Origin of the sequence: Streptomyces sp. NBC_00490 (genome assembly GCF_036013645.1) — a bacterium.
Lineage (GTDB): Bacteria > Actinomycetota > Actinomycetes > Streptomycetales > Streptomycetaceae > Streptomyces > Streptomyces canus_F.
The window spans coordinates 7,283,779-7,302,664 of the sequence record NZ_CP107869.1; the positions used below are offsets into that span (position 1 = coordinate 7,283,779).

Sequence of the window (18,886 nt, forward strand, 5' to 3'; positions counted from 1 at the left end):
GATGAGGTTCCTTTGAAGAAAAACACAGCGAGGACGCTGTGAACCATCGGCTTATTCCGCCGGTGGTTCCGCTCTCGTGATGTGTGCACCCGATTACGGGTAAACATTCACGGAGAGTTTGATCCTGGCTCAGGACGAACGCTGGCGGCGTGCTTAACACATGCAAGTCGAACGATGAACCACTTCGGTGGGGATTAGTGGCGAACGGGTGAGTAACACGTGGGCAATCTGCCCTTCACTCTGGGACAAGCCCTGGAAACGGGGTCTAATACCGGATACCACTACCGCAGGCATCTGTGGTGGTTGAAAGCTCCGGCGGTGAAGGATGAGCCCGCGGCCTATCAGCTTGTTGGTGAGGTAATGGCTCACCAAGGCGACGACGGGTAGCCGGCCTGAGAGGGCGACCGGCCACACTGGGACTGAGACACGGCCCAGACTCCTACGGGAGGCAGCAGTGGGGAATATTGCACAATGGGCGAAAGCCTGATGCAGCGACGCCGCGTGAGGGATGACGGCCTTCGGGTTGTAAACCTCTTTCAGCAGGGAAGAAGCGAAAGTGACGGTACCTGCAGAAGAAGCGCCGGCTAACTACGTGCCAGCAGCCGCGGTAATACGTAGGGCGCAAGCGTTGTCCGGAATTATTGGGCGTAAAGAGCTCGTAGGCGGCTTGTCACGTCGGGTGTGAAAGCCCGGGGCTTAACCCCGGGTCTGCATTCGATACGGGCTAGCTAGAGTGTGGTAGGGGAGATCGGAATTCCTGGTGTAGCGGTGAAATGCGCAGATATCAGGAGGAACACCGGTGGCGAAGGCGGATCTCTGGGCCATTACTGACGCTGAGGAGCGAAAGCGTGGGGAGCGAACAGGATTAGATACCCTGGTAGTCCACGCCGTAAACGGTGGGAACTAGGTGTTGGCGACATTCCACGTCGTCGGTGCCGCAGCTAACGCATTAAGTTCCCCGCCTGGGGAGTACGGCCGCAAGGCTAAAACTCAAAGGAATTGACGGGGGCCCGCACAAGCAGCGGAGCATGTGGCTTAATTCGACGCAACGCGAAGAACCTTACCAAGGCTTGACATACGCCGGAAAGCATCAGAGATGGTGCCCCCCTTGTGGTCGGTGTACAGGTGGTGCATGGCTGTCGTCAGCTCGTGTCGTGAGATGTTGGGTTAAGTCCCGCAACGAGCGCAACCCTTGTCCTGTGTTGCCAGCATGCCCTTCGGGGTGATGGGGACTCACAGGAGACCGCCGGGGTCAACTCGGAGGAAGGTGGGGACGACGTCAAGTCATCATGCCCCTTATGTCTTGGGCTGCACACGTGCTACAATGGCAGGTACAATGAGCTGCGATACCGTGAGGTGGAGCGAATCTCAAAAAGCCTGTCTCAGTTCGGATTGGGGTCTGCAACTCGACCCCATGAAGTCGGAGTTGCTAGTAATCGCAGATCAGCATTGCTGCGGTGAATACGTTCCCGGGCCTTGTACACACCGCCCGTCACGTCACGAAAGTCGGTAACACCCGAAGCCGGTGGCCCAACCCCTTGTGGGAGGGAGCTGTCGAAGGTGGGACTGGCGATTGGGACGAAGTCGTAACAAGGTAGCCGTACCGGAAGGTGCGGCTGGATCACCTCCTTTCTAAGGAGCATCTAGGCCGCCAAGCTTGCTTGGTGGTCCAGGGCCATTACGCAGGCAAATGTTCTGCGGTGGTTGCTCAAGGGTGGAACGTTGATTATTCGGCACTCTCAGTCATCTCGGGCTGCAAGTACTGCTCTTCGGAGCGTGGAAAGCTGATCACGAGTGGCTAGGGTGTCGGGCACGCTGTTGGGTGTCTGAGGGAATGAACCCCCTCGACGCCGGCCCCAGTGAACTCGGAGTGAAGCTCCGGGGTGATGGGTGGCTGGTCGTTGTTTGAGAACTGCACAGTGGACGCGAGCATCTGTGGCCAAGTTTTTAAGGGCGCACGGTGGATGCCTTGGCACCAGGAACCGATGAAGGACGTGGGAGGCCACGATAGTCCCCGGGGAGCCGTCAACCAGGCTTTGATCCGGGGGTTTCCGAATGGGGAAACCCGGCAGTCGTCATGGGCTGTCACCCATACCTGAACACATAGGGTATGTGGAGGGAACGCGGGGAAGTGAAACATCTCAGTACCCGCAGGAAGAGAAAACAACCGTGATTCCGGGAGTAGTGGCGAGCGAAACCGGATGAGGCCAAACCTACGACGTGTGAGACCCGGCAGGGGTTGCGTCGTGGGGGTTGTGGGATCTCTCTTTCACAGTCTGCCGGCTGTGAGACGAGTCAGAAACCGTATGGATAGGCGAAGGACATGCGAAAGGTCCGGCGTAGAGGGTAAGACCCCCGTAGCTGAAATCTGTACGGCTCGTTTGAGAGACACCCAAGTAGCACGGGGCCCGAGAAATCCCGTGTGAATCTGGCGGGACCACCCGCTAAGCCTAAATATTCCCTGGTGACCGATAGCGGATAGTACCGTGAGGGAATGGTGAAAAGTACCGCGGGAGCGGAGTGAAATAGTACCTGAAACCGTGTGCCTACAAGCCGTGGGAGCGTCGCTGTATGTGCTTGCACATACAGTCGTGACTGCGTGCCTTTTGAAGAATGAGCCTGCGAGTTTGCGGTGTGTTGCGAGGTTAACCCGTGTGGGGAAGCCGTAGCGAAAGCGAGTCCGAATAGGGCGACATAGTAGCGCGCTCAAGACCCGAAGCGGAGTGATCTAGCCATGGGCAGGTTGAAGCGGAGGTAAGACTTCGTGGAGGACCGAACCCACCAGGGTTGAAAACCTGGGGGATGACCTGTGGTTAGGGGTGAAAGGCCAATCAAACTCCGTGATAGCTGGTTCTCCCCGAAATGCATTTAGGTGCAGCGTCGTGTGTTTCTTGCCGGAGGTAGAGCACTGGATAGGCGATGGGCCCTACCGGGTTACTGACCTTAGCCAAACTCCGAATGCCGGTAAGTGAGAGCACGGCAGTGAGACTGTGGGGGATAAGCTCCATGGTCGAGAGGGAAACAGCCCAGAGCATCGACTAAGGCCCCTAAGCGTACGCTAAGTGGGAAAGGATGTGGAGTCGCACAGACAACCAGGAGGTTGGCTTAGAAGCAGCCACCCTTGAAAGAGTGCGTAATAGCTCACTGGTCTAGTGATTCCGCGCCGACAATGTAGCGGGGCTCAAGCGTACCGCCGAAGTCGTGTCATTCATACAATAGGGCCAACGCCCGTATGGATGGGTAGGGGAGCGTCGTGTGCCGGGTGAAGCCGCAGCGGAAGCTAGTGGTGGACGGTTCACGAGTGAGAATGCAGGCATGAGTAGCGATACACACGTGAGAAACGTGTGCGCCGATTGACTAAGGGTTCCTGGGTCAAGCTGATCTGCCCAGGGTAAGTCGGGACCTAAGGCGAGGCCGACAGGCGTAGTCGATGGATAACCGGTTGATATTCCGGTACCCGCTGTGAAGCGTCAAACATCGAACCCATTAATGCTAAGGCCGTGAAGCCGTTCCGGACCCTTCGGGGAATGGAAAGTGGTGGAGCCGCCGAACCACGGTGGTAGTAGGTGAGTGATGGGGTGACGCAGGAAGGTAGTCCATCCCGGGCGGTGGTTGTCCCGGGGTAAGGGTGTAGGCCGAGTGGTAGGTAAATCCGCCGCTCATCAAGGCTGAGACCTGATGCCGAGCCGATTGTGGTGAAGTGGATGATCCTATGCTGTCGAGAAAAGCCTCTAGCGAGTTTCATGGCGGCCCGTACCCTAAACCGACTCAGGTGGTCAGGTAGAGAATACCGAGGCGTTCGGGTGAACTATGGTTAAGGAACTCGGCAAAATGCCCCCGTAACTTCGGGAGAAGGGGGGCCATCACTGGTGATCCGATTTACTCGGTGAGCTGGGGGTGGCCGCAGAGACCAGCGAGAAGCGACTGTTTACTAAAAACACAGGTCCGTGCGAAGCCGTAAGGCGATGTATACGGACTGACGCCTGCCCGGTGCTGGAACGTTAAGGGGACCGGTTAGTCACATTTCGGTGTGGCGAAGCTGAGAACTTAAGCGCCAGTAAACGGCGGTGGTAACTATAACCATCCTAAGGTAGCGAAATTCCTTGTCGGGTAAGTTCCGACCTGCACGAATGGCGTAACGACTTCTCGACTGTCTCAACCATAGGCCCGGTGAAATTGCACTACGAGTAAAGATGCTCGTTTCGCGCAGCAGGACGGAAAGACCCCGGGACCTTTACTACAGTTTGATATTGGTGTTCGGTTCGGCTTGTGTAGGATAGCTGGGAGACTGTGAACTCTGGACGCCAGTTCAGGGGGAGTCGTCGTTGAAATACCAGTCTGGTCGTGCTGGATGTCTAACCTGGGTCCGTGATCCGGATCAGGGACAGTGTCTGATGGGTAGTTTAACTGGGGCGGTTGCCTCCTAAAGAGTAACGGAGGCGCCCAAAGGTTCCCTCAGCCTGGTTGGCAATCAGGTGTTGAGTGTAAGTGCACAAGGGAGCTTGACTGTGAGACCGACGGGTCGAGCAGGGACGAAAGTCGGGACTAGTGATCCGGCGGTGGCTTGTGGAAGCGCCGTCGCTCAACGGATAAAAGGTACCCCGGGGATAACAGGCTGATCTTCCCCAAGAGTCCATATCGACGGGATGGTTTGGCACCTCGATGTCGGCTCGTCGCATCCTGGGGCTGGAGTCGGTCCCAAGGGTTGGGCTGTTCGCCCATTAAAGCGGTACGCGAGCTGGGTTTAGAACGTCGTGAGACAGTTCGGTCCCTATCCGCTGCGCGCGCAGGAATATTGAGAAGGGCTGTCCCTAGTACGAGAGGACCGGGACGGACGAACCTCTGGTGTGCCAGTTGTTCTGCCAAGGGCATGGCTGGTTGGCTACGTTCGGGAGGGATAACCGCTGAAAGCATCTAAGCGGGAAGCCTGCTTCGAGATGAGTATTCCCACCCCCTTTGAGGGGTTAAGGCTCCCAGTAGACGACTGGGTTGATAGGCCGGATCTGGAAGCACGGTAACGTGCGGAGGTGACCGGTACTAATAGGCCGAGGGCTTGTCCTCAGTTGCTCGCGTCCACTGTGTTGGTTCTGAAACCACGAACAGCCCCATACCCAAAATTTCGGGTGTGGTGCGGCATTGTTCGACAGTTTCATAGTGTTTCGGTGGTCATAGCGTGAGGGAAACGCCCGGTTACATTCCGAACCCGGAAGCTAAGCCTTACAGCGCCGATGGTACTGCAGGGGGGACCCTGTGGGAGAGTAGGACACCGCCGAACAATTCTTCAAAGGGTTGGATCCTGAACTTCGGTTCGGGGTCCAACCCTTTTTTGTTCTGCGTCACTTGACGTTCACGTTCCACGACCACCATCCGAAGCATGGGTACTGCTGCAATGCTCAGGGCCGCCGGCGTCGGAGTCGGTGACGAGGTCGTGGTGCCGGCCTTCGGGAACGTCGAGGTCGCCGAGGCTGTTGTTCTGGCCGGTGCGCTTCCGGTGTTCGCCGACATAGATCCGGTGAGCTACTGCCTGGATGCGTCCGCGGTCGAGGCGGCCGTGACCGCGCGGACCGCGGCCGTGGTGGTCGTACATCGATTCGGGCGGCGGGCCGGCATCGCGGCGCTGCACGCTCTGGGACAGCGTCACGGGCTGCTCGTGCTGGAGCAGGGTGAGTCCGAGGCGCCGTACGACGAGGTCGCTCAGCGCAGGGAGCGGGCGGCTTACCTCGATGGGAAGTTGAAGGGTGTGGGCAAGCCCGACGGTGGTGATGGGCACACCTATCAGCAGTACGTCGTGCGGGTGCCCGGGAACGGGCGGCCCGATCGCGATGCCTTCGCCCGTGCCTTGCGCGGCAAGGGCGTTGAGTGCCGGGTGCCGGTGAAGACGCCCGTGCACCGGTTGCCCGAGTTCCGGCGCTGTGTGTCGCTGCGGGAGACGGAGTTGGCGGCGGACGAGACGTTGGCGCTGCCGGTGGACGCGTCGCTGACCAAGCGGGACATGCAGCGGGTCGTGGGCGCGTGCAATGCGCTCGGAGGGCTGCTTCAGGCAGCCTTCTGATCGGCTTTCGTACCTCGTGGGCGTGGTTGGGAACACCCGTCTGTTCGGGGTATGATCTATCCCGTTGCCGCGAGGGAAACCTCGAAGGCGACAGGCCCCCTTAGCTCAGTCGGCAGAGCGTCTCCATGGTAAGGAGAAGGTCAACGGTTCGATTCCGTTAGGGGGCTCCAACTGAAAGGCCCCGCCCAATTGGGCGGGGCCTTTTTCGTACCGTTCTCAGTCCTTCTGGAGGCCCGGGACCCGCATGGCCAGGATCGCCATGTCGTCGGACGGGGCATCCGACGCGAAGCGTTCCACGGCGCGCATGATGCGGGCGGCGACCGCGCCGGCGGTCAGGCCCGTGCAGGTCGTGAGGACGTCGGTGAGGCCGTCGTCGCCCAACATGCGGGTGCCCTCGCGGCGTTCGGTGACGCCGTCGGTGACGCACAGCAGGACGTCGCCCGGGTCCAGGGTGACCGTCTGCTCGTACAGCTCGAGATCCTCGATGACCCCCAGGAGCGGCTGCGGCTCGGCGGCCGGTTCGACCGTGCCGTCCTGGCGGAGGCGGAGCGGGAGGGGATGGCCGGCGCAGACCACCTTCAGTTCGGCGCTGCCGTCCTCCTGGGGGCGCATCTCGCCGTAGAGGAGCGTCAGGAAGCGGCTGCGGGCTCCCTCGTCGAGGATCGCGGAGTTGAGGCGCTCCAGGACCGCCGGGCCGCTGAGGCCCTCCCTGGCCAGCAGCCGCAAGGCGTGGCGGGCCAGGCCCGTCACCGCCGCCGCGTTCGGGCCCGTACCGCAGACGTCGCCGATGGCGAAGCCGTAGGCGCCGTCGCTGATGGGGAAGACGTCGTAGAAGTCGCCGCCGACCTCGTTGCCCTCGCCGGCCGCACGGTAGATGACCTCGACCTCGACGCCGTCGATCTGGGGGAGCTCGGGCGGCAGGAGGCTGCGCTGGAGGGACTGGCTGATGGCCGTGCGCTCGGAGTACAGGCGGGCGTTGTCCAGCGCCAGCGCTGCCCTTCGGCTCAAGTCCTCGGCCAGTTCCAGGATTTCCTGGCGGAAGTGCTCGTCGGTCGGCTTGCCGAGGGTCAGCATGCCGATGACGCGGTTGCGGGCCACCAGGGGGAGGACGACCGTCTCGCCGCCCACGGCCGATGCGGTGGCGAGGGTCGGGCCGATGCCCGAGCTGAGGCGGCCGATGGGTTCGCCCAGGCCCAGACTGCGCATGGAGGTGCGCAGGGCCGCCTGGTGGGCCGCCTCGGCGGGGGCCGACCAGACGCGGGCGCCCGGGGTGGGTACCGGGTCGGGCGGGGAGATCTTCGAGAGCAACGACTTGATGCCGTCGATGAGTTCCTCGTCCTCGTGCAGGACGTACGACAGATACGGCTCCGAGGCCTGGTCGGCGATCGTGTAGACCGCGCACCAGGTCGCAAGCGTCGGGACGGTCATCTGGGCCATCAGGGCCAGCGTCTGGTCGCGGTCCAGGGTGCCGGCCAGGAGGTCGGAGGCCTCGACGAGGAAGCTGAGCGATCCGCGGCGCAGGCGTTCCAGTTCGCCGAGGCGGGCCGACTCGACGGCCAACGCGATGCGGTCCGCGGCGAATTGGAGGCGCAGGGCTTCTTCGTTCGAGTATCTGCCGGGGCCTTCGGCCGCGACGCCGAGGGAGCCTGTGAGGCGGCCCTCGACCTTCAGGGGGACCGTGACGACCGAGCGCATGCCGGTGCCGTTCAGGAGCGGGACGGCGCCCGGGACCGCCGTGAGGTCCTCGTGGACGGCCGGCATGCGGGCCGAGCCGTACCGGCCGGGGCCCGCCTCGACGGGGACGCGGGCGAACCGCTGGCGGGCGGAGGGCAGGCCGGTGGAGGCGCGGACCTCCAGCTCCGTTTCGTCGTCGGTGGCCAGGAGGAGGAAGGCGGAGTCGGCGTCGAGCATGTCGCGGGCGCGTTCCACCGTGCGCTGGAGGAGGCCGTCCAGGTCGTCCGGGGCCGGGGAGCCGATGAACACCTCGAAGGGGTCGGTGCTCTGGCCGTCGGAGGAGGGTGAGGTGTCGGAGGCCGGGATGCGCAACGGGGTCTGGAGGACCGCGCGTTCGTGGTCGCGGACCAGGAGGCAGACCGTGGAGGGCTCGCCTTCCGTGTCGCGGACGCGGAGGTGGGAGGCGTACACGGGGGTGACGCGGCCGTTGGCGCCCCTTATGCCGTAACTGCCTTCCCAGCGGGAGAGTTGGAGGGCCTCCGCGATGCCCGTACTGGTGCCCGGGGTGTGGGGCCAGGCCGCGAGATCGGTCAGGGGTTTGCCGGTGACCTGCTCGGCCGGGTAGCCGAAGAGTTCCTCGGCGTCCTCGTTCCAGGCCGAGATGGCCGCCGTACGGTCGATCTGGACGACGGCGACGCGGACGCGGCCGTCGGCGAGGGGGAGGAGGTTCGCGGGGAGCGAGGGGCCGGCGGCGCGGGTGCCCACCTGGCGTTCCGGGAGGGCGATCTGGAACCAGACCTGCTTGTGTGTGGGCGTGTACTCGACGCCCCAGCGGCCGGCCAGGGCCGCGCACAGCTGGAGGCCGCGGCCGCCCTCGCGGTCGGGGCTGCCCATGGTGGCGAGGGAGCCCTGGAGGGGGACCTCGCGCTCGGGGTAGCGGTCGGCGACCTCGATGCGTACGCCGTCGTCGCTGCGCAGACACAGGACGTCCGCCGTGGTGCCCGCGTGCACGACGGCGTTGGTCACCAGTTCGCTGGTGAGGACGACCGCGTCGTCGACGATGTCCGCGAAGCCCCAGCCCTGGAGTGTGTCGCGGACGAAGGAGCGGGCACTCGCGACCGAGCGCCCGACGGGCTCGAAGCTGGCGGCCGCGCGCGCGGTGATCACAGAACTCCTCGACCGGTTGTCGACGTGCAGGGCTGCGCTGACGGGCGGCTCGTGCCGCTGGTGCGGCAGGCTGTCCGTCGGCCGGCGGTCCGGGGGATGTCCCCCAGGGATCAGTCCGGTGGTCATGTTGTGCGGCCGCCCCTCCGATGCCCGCTCGTTCTCGTGCCACCGCCCAAGGCCGGACGGACCGGCGCGGCTGGACAGCCGCATGCAAGGTTACTTACCTTCCCCGTCCATGCGGATGCCGGTCACCAGTGTTTCCGTCCGGAGGGTGTGCGGACCGTGTGCGAAGCTGCCGAACTGTTATGGCCTGGTTCAGCCAGGGTGAAACACTGGGCAAGCTTCTTGTGAAGGTCCGGGCAGGCTGAGTGTGGTCCGCGCAGTGTGGGCAGCAGCCCGGGGCGCGGCCTGGTCTGCCCGGCGAAAACGCGCAGCATTAACCGGTACGTCGAACAGTAGTACCGGAGCAGCAGTAACGGTCGACCCCTGCGGGAGGGACACAGTGGAGTCTGGCGCAGCGACGCGGGGCACTAAGACGCGCGCGAAAGGCGGACAGTCCCTGAACAACCAGCGCAAACCACGCGGTGGGACCACCGCGGTGGACACGGCCGCCCTGAACAGACTGCTGGCGGCTCTCGTGTCGATGCGTGACGGGAACTTCCGGAAGCGGCTCACGGTGTCCGGCGACGGCGTGTTGTCCGAGATCGCCGCTGTGTACAACGAGGTGGCCGACCGGAATCTGCATCTGACGGGTGAGCTGTCGCGGGTGCGGCGGATGGTGGGCCGTGAGGGAAAGCTCACGGAGCGGCTGGAGATCGGCGCCTGTGAGGGGTCGTGGCTGACGGCCATCGACGCTTCCAATGCCCTGGTCGACGATCTCGTACGGCCTGTGTCGGAAGTCGGCAGGGTGCTCTCCGCCGTCGCGGAGGGTGATCTTTCGCCGCGGATGGAGCTGCGGACGCAGGCGGCGGACGGGTCGGGGCACCCGCTGCGGGGTGAGTTCCTGAAGGTCGGGCGGACCGTCAACAATCTGGTCGACCAGCTGTCGACGTTCACCGACGAGGTCACGCGCGTGGCCAGTGAGGTGGGCACCGAGGGCAAGCTGGGCGGACAGGCCAAGGTGCGCGGTATGTCCGGTTCCTGGAAGGACCTGACGGATTCCGTCAACACGATGGCGTACCGGCTGACGGCACAGGTGCGGGACATCGCGCTCGTCACCACGGCCGTCGCGAAGGGCGACCTGTCCCGGAAGGTCACGGTTCACGTGGCCGGCGAGATGCTGGAGCTGAAGAACACCGTCAACACGATGGTGGACCAGCTGTCGTCCTTCTCCTCCGAGGTGACCCGCGTCGCGCGCGAGGTGGGCGTCGAGGGTGAGCTGGGCGGTCAGGCGCAGGTGCCCGGTGTGGCGGGTGTGTGGAAGGACCTCACCGATTCGGTGAACCTGATGGCCGGCAATCTGACGGCCCAGGTGCGCGGGATCGCCCAGGTGACGACCGCGGTCGCCAACGGTGACCTGTCGCAGAAGGTCACCGTCTCGGCACGCGGTGAGGTCGCGCAGCTCGCCGACACGATCAACCAGATGACCGAGACGCTGCGGATCTTCGCGGACGAGGTCACCCGCGTGGCCAACGAGGTCGGTGCCGAGGGCCAGCTCGGCGGGCAGGCGAACGTGCCGGGTGCGGCGGGGACGTGGAAGGACCTCACCGATTCGGTGAACACGGTCTTCAGGAACCTCACCACACAGGTGCGGGACATCGCCGCCGTGACGACGGCCGTGGCCAACGGCGACCTCTCGCAGAAGGTCACCGTCGACGTGGCCGGCGAGATGCTGGAGCTGAAGAACACCGTCAACGGGATGGTGGACCAGCTGTCGGCGTTCGGTGCCGAGGTCACGCGCGTGGCGCGCGAGGTCGGTGTCGAGGGTGAGCTGGGCGGTCAGGCGCAGGTGCCGGGTGCGGCGGGTACGTGGAAGGACCTCACGGACTCCGTCAACACGGCGTTCCGGAACCTCACCGGACAGGTGAGGAACATCGCCCAGGTGACGACGGCCGTGGCCAACGGCGACCTGTCGCAGAAGGTCACCGTGGACGTCTCCGGCGAGATGCTCCAGCTGAAGAACACCGTGAACACGATGGTGGACCAGCTCTCCGCCTTCGCCGACCAGGTGACGCGGATGGCCCGGGACGTGGGCACCGAGGGCCGCCTCGGGGGTCAGGCCGTGGTGCCGGGGGTCTCGGGGACGTGGAAGGAGCTCACGGACTCCGTCAACTTCATGGGCGGCAACCTCACCTCGCAGGTGCGACAGATCGCCCAGGTGACGACGGCGGTGGCGCGGGGCGACCTGTCCCAGAAGATCGACGTGGACGCGCGCGGCGAGATCCTCGAGCTGAAGAACACCATCAACACGATGGTCGACCAGCTCTCCGCCTTCGCCGACCAGGTGACCCGGGTCGCCCGTGAGGTGGGCACCGAAGGACGGCTGGGCGGGCAGGCGCAGGTGCCCGGCGTCGCCGGTGTGTGGCGCGACCTGACCGACTCCGTGAACGGCATGGCGTCCAACCTGACCGGACAGGTGCGCAACATCGCCCAGGTCGCCACCGCGGTGGCCCGGGGTGACCTGTCCCAGAAGATCACCGTGGACGCGCGCGGCGAGATCCTCGAGCTGAAGAACACCCTGAACACGATGGTCGACCAGCTGTCGTCGTTCGCCGAAGAGGTCACGCGTGTGGCCCGCGAGGTGGGCACCGAGGGCATCCTCGGCGGTCAGGCCGAGGTGCAGGGGGTCTCCGGCACCTGGAAGGACCTCACGCAGTCGGTGAACTTCATGGCGAACAACCTGACGATTCAGGTGCGGAACATCGCCGAGGTCACGACCGCCGTCGCCAAGGGCGATCTGTCGAAGAAGATCACCGTCGACGCGAAGGGCGAGATCCTCGAACTCGTCAGCACCGTCAACACGATGGTGGACCAGCTGTCGTCCTTCGCCGAGCAGGTGACCCGGGTCGCCCGCGAGGTCGGTACCGAGGGCATCCTGGGCGGGCAGGCGCACGCGTCGGGGGTCACGGGCATCTGGAAGGACCTCACCGACAACGTCAACCTGATGGCCAACAACCTGACCGTGCAGGTGCGGAACATCTCCCAGGTCGCGTCGGCCGTCGCCAACGGCGACCTGACGCGGACGGTGACCATCGAGGCGCGCGGCGAGGTCGCGCAGCTCGCCGACACCTTCAACACCATGGTGAAGACGCTGAGTTCGTTCGCCGACCAGGTCACCAAGGTGGCCCGTGAGGTGGGCACGGACGGGATCCTCGGCGGGCAGGCGCGGGTGCCGGGTGTGGCCGGTACGTGGAAGGACCTCACCGAGTCGGTGAACCAGATGGCGTCCAACCTGACCGGTCAGGTGCGGAACATCGCCATGGTCACGACCGCCATCGCCAAGGGCGACCTGACGAAGAAGATCGACATCGACGCCCGGGGCGAGATCCTCGAGCTGAAGACCACCATCAACACCATGGTCGACCAGCTGTCCTCCTTCGCCGAGGAGGTCACCCGGGTCGCCCGTGAGGTGGGCACCGAGGGACAGCTCGGCGGCCAGGCACGCGTGCGTGACGTCGACGGCACCTGGCGCGACCTGACCGAGTCCGTGAACGAGATGGCCGGGAACCTGACCCGGCAGGTGCGTGCCATCGCGCGCGTGGCGACCGCGGTGACCCGCGGCGACCTGAACCTGAAGATCGACGTGGACGCGTCCGGGGAGATCCAGGAACTCCAGGACTACATCAACAAGATGATCGCCAACCTGCGCGACACCACGATCGCCAACAAGGAGCAGGACTGGCTCAAGGGCAACCTGGCCCGTATCTCCGCGCTGATGCAGGGCCGCCGCGACCTCGCGGACGTGGCCTCGCTGATCATGAGCGAGCTGACGCCGGTGGTGTCCGCGCAGCACGGCGCGTTCTTCCTGGCGATGCCGCTCGTCGACGGCAAGGACGCGAGCGCCGACCAGGAGGAGTCGTACGAACTGCGCATGCTCGGGTCGTACGGCTACTCCATGGGATCGATGCCGACGTCCTTCAGGCCGGGCGAGGCACTCATCGGGACGGCCGCGCAGGAGCGGCGCACGATCCTGGTGGAGAACGCGCCGAGCGGCTATCTGAAGATCTCCTCGGGGCTCGGGGAGGCGCCGCCCGCGCAGGTGATCGTGTTGCCGGTGCTCTTCGAGGGCCAGGTGCTCGGCGTCATCGAGCTGGCGTCCTTCACGCCGTTCACGCAGATCCAGAAGGACTTCCTCAACCAGATCGCGGAGATGATCGCGACCAGCGTCAACACCATCTCCGTCAACACCAAGACCGAGGTGCTGCTGCGGCAGTCGCAGGAGCTGACCGAGCAACTCCGCGAGCGGTCGGCGGAGTTGGAGAACCGGCAGAAGGCCCTCCAGTCGTCCAACGCGGAACTGGAGGAGAAGGCCGAGCTGCTGGCCCAGCAGAACCGTGACATCGAGGTGAAGAACACCGAGATCGAGGAGGCGCGGCAGGTCCTGGAGGAGCGCGCCGAGCAACTCGCGGTGTCGATGCGGTACAAGAGCGAGTTCCTCGCCAACATGTCGCACGAGCTGCGCACGCCACTCAACTCGCTGCTGATCCTTGCCAAGTTGCTCGCCGACAACGCCGACGCGAACCTCTCGCCGAAGCAGGTCGAGTTCGCCGAGACGATCCACGGCGCAGGCTCCGACCTGCTCCAGCTGATCAACGACATCCTCGACCTGTCGAAGGTCGAGGCGGGCAAGATGGACGTCTCGCCGACGCGCATCGCGCTCGTCCAGCTCGTGGACTACGTGGAGGCCACCTTCCGCCCGCTGACCGCGGAGAAGGGCCTCGACCTGTCCGTACGGGTCTCGCCGGAGCTGCCCGCCACGCTGCACACCGACGAGCAGCGGCTGCTGCAGGTGCTGCGCAATCTGCTGTCCAACGCCGTGAAGTTCACCGACTCCGGGGCGGTGGAGCTGGTCATCCGGCCCGCCGGCGCGGATGTGCCGATGCAGATCCGTGAGCAGTTGCTGGAGACCGGTTCGCTGCGGGATCCGGACGCCGATCTCATCGCGTTCTCCGTGACCGACACCGGGATCGGGATCGCCGCGAGCAAGATGCGGGTGATCTTCGAGGCGTTCAAGCAGGCCGACGGCACGACGAGCCGGAAGTACGGCGGTACGGGGCTCGGGCTCTCCATCTCGCGGGAGATCGCCCAGCTGCTCGGTGGTGAGATCCACGCGCAGAGCGAGCCGGGACGCGGCTCGACGTTCACGCTGTATTTGCCGCTGCACCCGAGCGAACTGCCTCCGCAGGGCTACCAGCAGTCCGCGGCGGTCCTGGACGTCGGTGACCTGAGCGCTTCCGAGAACGGCCGCGCCGAGGTCGAGATCGGGACGCCGGCCGAGGTGAAGTCGTACCAGGAGACCCAGAACGGCGCCGCGGCGCTCTTCAGGCGCCGCCGCAGGACCCTGCCGGAGGTCGAACAGCGGCCCCAGCTGGACCAGTGGGCGACGACGGCGCAGAGCCCGGCGCCGGAGGTGCGGCGGGGCATCCGGTTCGGCGGTGAGAAGGTGCTGATCGTCGACGACGACATCCGCAACGTCTTCGCGCTCACCAGCGTCCTGGAACAGCACGGACTGTCGGTGCTGTACGCCGAGAACGGCCGCGAGGGCATCGAGGTCCTGGAGCAGCACGACGACGTCACGGTCGTCCTGATGGACATCATGATGCCCGAGATGGACGGGTATGCGACGACGACGGCGATCCGTAGGATGCCGCAGTTCGCGGGCCTGCCGATCATCGCGCTGACGGCGAAGGCGATGAAGGGCGACCGGGAGAAGGCGATCGAGTCGGGCGCCTCCGACTATGTCACCAAGCCGGTCGATCCCGATCATCTGCTGTCGGTGATGGAGCAGTGGATGCGGGGCGCGTGATCGCGGCGGATGCAGGAGGCGTGACGGGATCGGTCGGGCCTCGCGTGGATGCTGCGAGGACCTTCCGTGTTCACGCGGAGTTGCTGACTCAGTGTGCTCGAAGCCGTGTAGAAGTACGGGATTCGGGGAACCTTCTGGTCTCCCGCTGCGTTTCTGCTACGTGCACAGTGACATCGCGGTGACAGGGTGTGGCGACGGGCGGGGTGCGGCTACCATGACCGGCACGAGGACGGACGGCGCAAGGGAGCCGTCCCACGGGGCGGCACCTGCCGGTGTCACCACGAGTCCTGAGGACAGGGGAGGCCCCAAGCCGGGGCGAGGAGGGCGGGCCATGGTGCAGAAGGCCAAGATCCTCCTGGTCGATGACCGGCCGGAGAATCTGCTGGCGCTGGAGGCCATTCTCTCCGCGCTCGATCAGACGCTGGTGCGGGCATCGTCCGGGGAGGAAGCGCTCAAGGCGCTGCTCACCGACGACTTCGCGGTGATTCTGCTGGACGTGCAGATGCCGGGCATGGACGGCTTCGAGACGGCGGCGCACATCAAGCGGCGCGAGCGCACCCGGGACATCCCGATCATCTTCCTCACCGCGATCAACCACGGCCCGCATCACACCTTCCGCGGGTACGCGGCGGGCGCGGTCGACTACATCTCCAAGCCCTTCGACCCGTGGGTGCTGCGCGCGAAGGTCTCCGTGTTCGTCGAGCTGTACATGAAGAACTGCCAGCTGAGGGAGCAGGCGGCGCTGCTGCGGCTCCAGTTGGAGGGCGGTGCCGCCGGCAAGGCTCCGGCCGGTGAGGCGAAGGAGCCGGCGGGACTGCTGGCCGAGCTCTCGGCGCGGCTCGCCGCGGTCGAGGAGCAGGCCGAGGCCCTGTCCAAGCAGCTGGACGACGAGTCGGCGGACGCGGCGGCCGTGGCCACCGCGGCGCATCTCGAACGCAAACTCACCGGCCTGCGGCGGGCACTGGACGCCCTGGAGCCGGGAACGGGCAGCACCCAGTCGGTGCCCTCGCAGAACTGACCCCCACCCGTAGCTCAGTTGCGGGTGAGCGCGTGTCAGTTCCGCGTCCCCGCAAGGGCGACACGAACGGGTGAAGCACCGGGCACACGTGTCCCCAGTCGTCTCCCCCGGTAACCTCACACCTATGGCCTCACGTCCCTCCGCTGCCAAGAAGCAGCCCGCGAAGAAGGCGGCGGCTCCGGCGAAGAAGGCCGCTGCGAAGAAGGCCCCGGCGAAGAAGGCGCCCGCCAAGAAAGCCGTCGCGAAGAAGACCGCGCCGGCCCCGAGGCCGGCGCCCAGTCCGACCGGCGGCATCTACCGGCTCGTGCGCGCCGTCTGGCTGGGCCTCGCGCACGCGGTGGGCGCTGTGTTCCGCGGCATAGGGAATGGCGCGAAGAACCTCGACCCGGCGCACCGCAAGGACGGTGTCGCGCTGCTGCTGCTCGGCCTCGCGCTGATCGTCGCGGCCGGTACCTGGTCGAATCTGCGCGGTCCCGTCGGCGACCTGGTCGAGATCATCGTCACCGGCGCCTTCGGCCGCCTCGACCTGCTGGTGCCGATACTGCTCGCGGTCATCGCGGCGCGGTTCATCCGGCACCCCGAGCAGCCCGAGGCCAACGGCCGCATCGTGATCGGCCTGTCCGCGCTCGTCATCGGTGTGCTCGGGCAGGTCCACATCGCGTGCGGCGCACCTGCCCGCAGCGACGGCATGCAGGCCATAAGGGACGCGGGCGGTCTCATCGGCTGGAGCGCGGCGACCCCGCTGACCTACACCATGGGCGAGGTCCTCGCCGTACCCCTGCTCGTGCTGCTCACGGTCTTCGGGCTGCTGGTCGTGACGGCCACCCCGGTCAACGCCATCCCGCGGCGACTGCGGGAGCTCGGTGTGCGGCTCGGTGTCATGCACGATCCGGCCGAGGACGAGTTCGGCGAGGACGACGAGCGCTACGACGACCAGTGGCGCGAGGCGCTGCCCGCGCGTACCCGCAGGCGCGGGCCGGCCCCCGAGGCGTACGACCCCGACGGCGCCGAGCAGGAGGCCCTCTCGCGGCGTCGCGGCCGTCCCCGGCGCTCCGCGGTGCCGCAGCCCGACATGGACCGTCCGATGGACGCCGTGGACGTCGCCGCGGCGGCCGCCGCCGCGCTCGACGGTGCCGTCCTGCACGGCATGCCGCCGTCGCCGATCGTCGCCGACCTCACCCAGGGGGTGAGCGTCGGGGACCGCGAGGACACGACGCCGACGCCGGTGCCGACCTCCGTGCCGGCCCCGGCCGCGCGCCCGCGGCAGGGGAAGCTGAAGGTCCAGGAGAAGCTGAAGGTCGAGGTCGCGGACCTCACCAAGCCCGCGCCCGAGGCCCAGGGCGAACTGCCGCCGCGCGCCGAGCAGCTCCAGCTGTCCGGTGACATCACGTACTCGCTGCCCTCGCTCGACCTCCTCACGCGCGGGGGCCCCGGCAAGGCGCGCAGTGCGGCCAACGACGCCGTCGTCGCCTCGCTGACGAACGTCTTCATGGAGTTCAAGGTCGACGCGGCCGTCACCGGTTTCACGCGCGGGCCGACGGTCACGCGGTACGAGGTCGAGCTCGGCCCCGCCGTGAAGGTCGAGCGGATCACCGCGCTGGCGAAGAACATCGCGTACGCCGTCGCCAGCCCGGACGTCCGGATCATCAGCCCGATCCCGGGCAAGTCGGCGGTCGGCATCGAGATCCCCAACACCGACCGCGAGATGGTCAACCTCGGTGACGTGCTGCGGCTGGCCGCGGCGGCCGAGGACGAGCATCCGATGCTGGTCGCGCTCGGCAAGGACGTCGAGGGCGGCTATGTGATGGCCAACCTCGCGAAGATGCCGCATGTGCTCGTTGCCGGAGCGACGGGTTCCGGTAAGTCGTCGTGCATTAACTGCTTGATCACTTCCATCATGGTCCGCGCGACCCCCGAGGACGTGCGGATGGTCCTCGTCGACCCCAAGCGCGTCGAGCTGACGGCCTACGAGGGCATTCCGCACCTGATCACGCCGATCATCACCAACCCCAAGCGGGCCGCCGAGGCGCTCCAGTGGGTCGTACGCGAAATGGATCTGCGCTACGACGACCTGGCGGCGTTCGGGTACCGGCACATCGACGACTTCAACGAGGCCATCCGCGAAGGCAAGCTCAAGACGCCGGAAGGCAGCGAGCGGGAGCTGAAGGCGTACCCGTATCTGCTGGTGATCGTCGACGAGCTCGCCGACCTGATGATGGTCGCGCCGAGGGACGTCGAGGACTCGATCGTGCGCATCACGCAGCTCGCGCGCGCGGCCGGTATCCACCTGGTGCTCGCCACGCAGCGGCCCTCGGTCGACGTCGTCACCGGTCTGATCAAGGCGAACGTGCCCTCCCGGCTCGCCTTCGCCACCTCCTCGCTCGCCGACTCCCGGGTCATCCTCGACCAGCCCGGCGCCGAGAAGCTGATCGGCAAGGGTGACGGGCTGTACCTGCCCATGGGGCAGAACAAGCCCACCCGTATGCAGGGCGCCTTCGTGACCGAGGACGAGGTCGCGGCGGTCGTCCAGCACTGCAAGGACCAGATGGCGCCCGTCTTCCGGGACGACGTCGTGGTGGGCACCAAGCAGAAGAAGGAGATCGACGAGGAGATCGGCGACGACCTGGACCTGCTGTGCCAGGCGGCCGAGCTGGTGGTCTCCACGCAGTTCGGGTCGACCTCCATGCTCCAGCGCAAGCTGCGCGTCGGCTTCGCCAAGGCGGGGCGTCTGATGGACCTGATGGAGTCCCGGGGCATCGTCGGACCGAGCGAGGGATCCAAGGCTCGTGACGTTCTTGTGAAGGCTGACGAGCTGGACGGAGTGCTCGCGGTGATCCGCGGGGAGGCTTAAAGGCAGGAAACGGGGCGCAGTGGTCGCCGGGCCCACGGATGAGCCGCCGATGGGTGTTCGATCGTGACTCACCCGTAAGGGATCATTGAGCAACCGTTTCCCTTCGACGTACGTCAAGTTGAGGGAAGCGAAAAGCTGCTGTCCCACCATCGGTGTGTC

Annotated in this window: 5 protein-coding genes, 1 tRNA gene and 3 rRNA genes; 8 read left to right on the forward strand and 1 reads right to left on the reverse strand. The window is 65.7% G+C overall.

Translation table 11 applies throughout. The features are described from left to right. The first annotated feature begins 106 nt into the window (after positions 1-106). The 5 genes from OG381_RS33405 to OG381_RS33425 all read left to right on the forward strand — a co-directional run bounded on the left by OG381_RS33405 (position 107) and on the right by OG381_RS33425 (position 6,222). A 16S ribosomal RNA gene (locus OG381_RS33405) occupies positions 107-1,632 on the forward strand. A 305-nt stretch (positions 1,633-1,937) separates the two neighbouring features. Then, positions 1,938-5,061 (forward strand): 23S ribosomal RNA (locus OG381_RS33410). A 97-nt stretch (positions 5,062-5,158) separates the two neighbouring features. After that, positions 5,159-5,275: ribosomal RNA gene (gene rrf, locus OG381_RS33415) — 5S ribosomal RNA — on the forward strand. Together the 16S, 23S and 5S rRNA genes form the textbook arrangement of a ribosomal RNA operon. A gap of 114 nt (positions 5,276-5,389) precedes the next feature. Continuing rightward, positions 5,390-6,052, forward strand: coding sequence for a DegT/DnrJ/EryC1/StrS family aminotransferase (locus OG381_RS33420; protein WP_307037158.1), 663 nt, complete (start codon positions 5,390-5,392; stop codon positions 6,050-6,052). Positions 6,053-6,146: 94 nt separating this feature from the next. After that, a tRNA-Thr gene (locus OG381_RS33425) sits at positions 6,147-6,222 on the forward strand. 46 nt (positions 6,223-6,268) lie between these two features. On the opposite strand, the gene OG381_RS33430 is transcribed toward OG381_RS33425, so the two are convergent. Further along, a complete protein-coding gene (locus OG381_RS33430; protein WP_327719717.1) occupies positions 6,269-9,019 on the reverse strand; it encodes a SpoIIE family protein phosphatase in 2,751 nt (916 codons plus the stop codon). Between the two features lie 376 nt (positions 9,020-9,395). On the opposite strand from OG381_RS33430, the gene OG381_RS33435 reads away from it, so the two are divergent. From OG381_RS33435 to OG381_RS33445, 3 genes are all read left to right on the forward strand, one after another. Continuing rightward, positions 9,396-14,858, forward strand: coding sequence for a HAMP domain-containing protein (locus OG381_RS33435; protein ID WP_327719718.1), 5,463 nt, complete (start codon positions 9,396-9,398; stop codon positions 14,856-14,858). A 331-nt stretch (positions 14,859-15,189) separates the two neighbouring features. Continuing rightward, positions 15,190-15,876 carry a response regulator gene (locus OG381_RS33440; RefSeq protein ID WP_266821383.1) on the forward strand — a complete coding sequence of 229 codons (687 nt, stop codon included), beginning with the start codon at positions 15,190-15,192 and terminating at the stop codon, positions 15,874-15,876. 124 nt (positions 15,877-16,000) lie between these two features. Further along, complete coding sequence (locus tag OG381_RS33445) at positions 16,001-18,727, forward strand: DNA translocase FtsK (protein ID WP_327719719.1); 2,727 nt, start codon at positions 16,001-16,003, stop codon at positions 18,725-18,727. Positions 18,728-18,886: the final 159 nt, after the last annotated feature.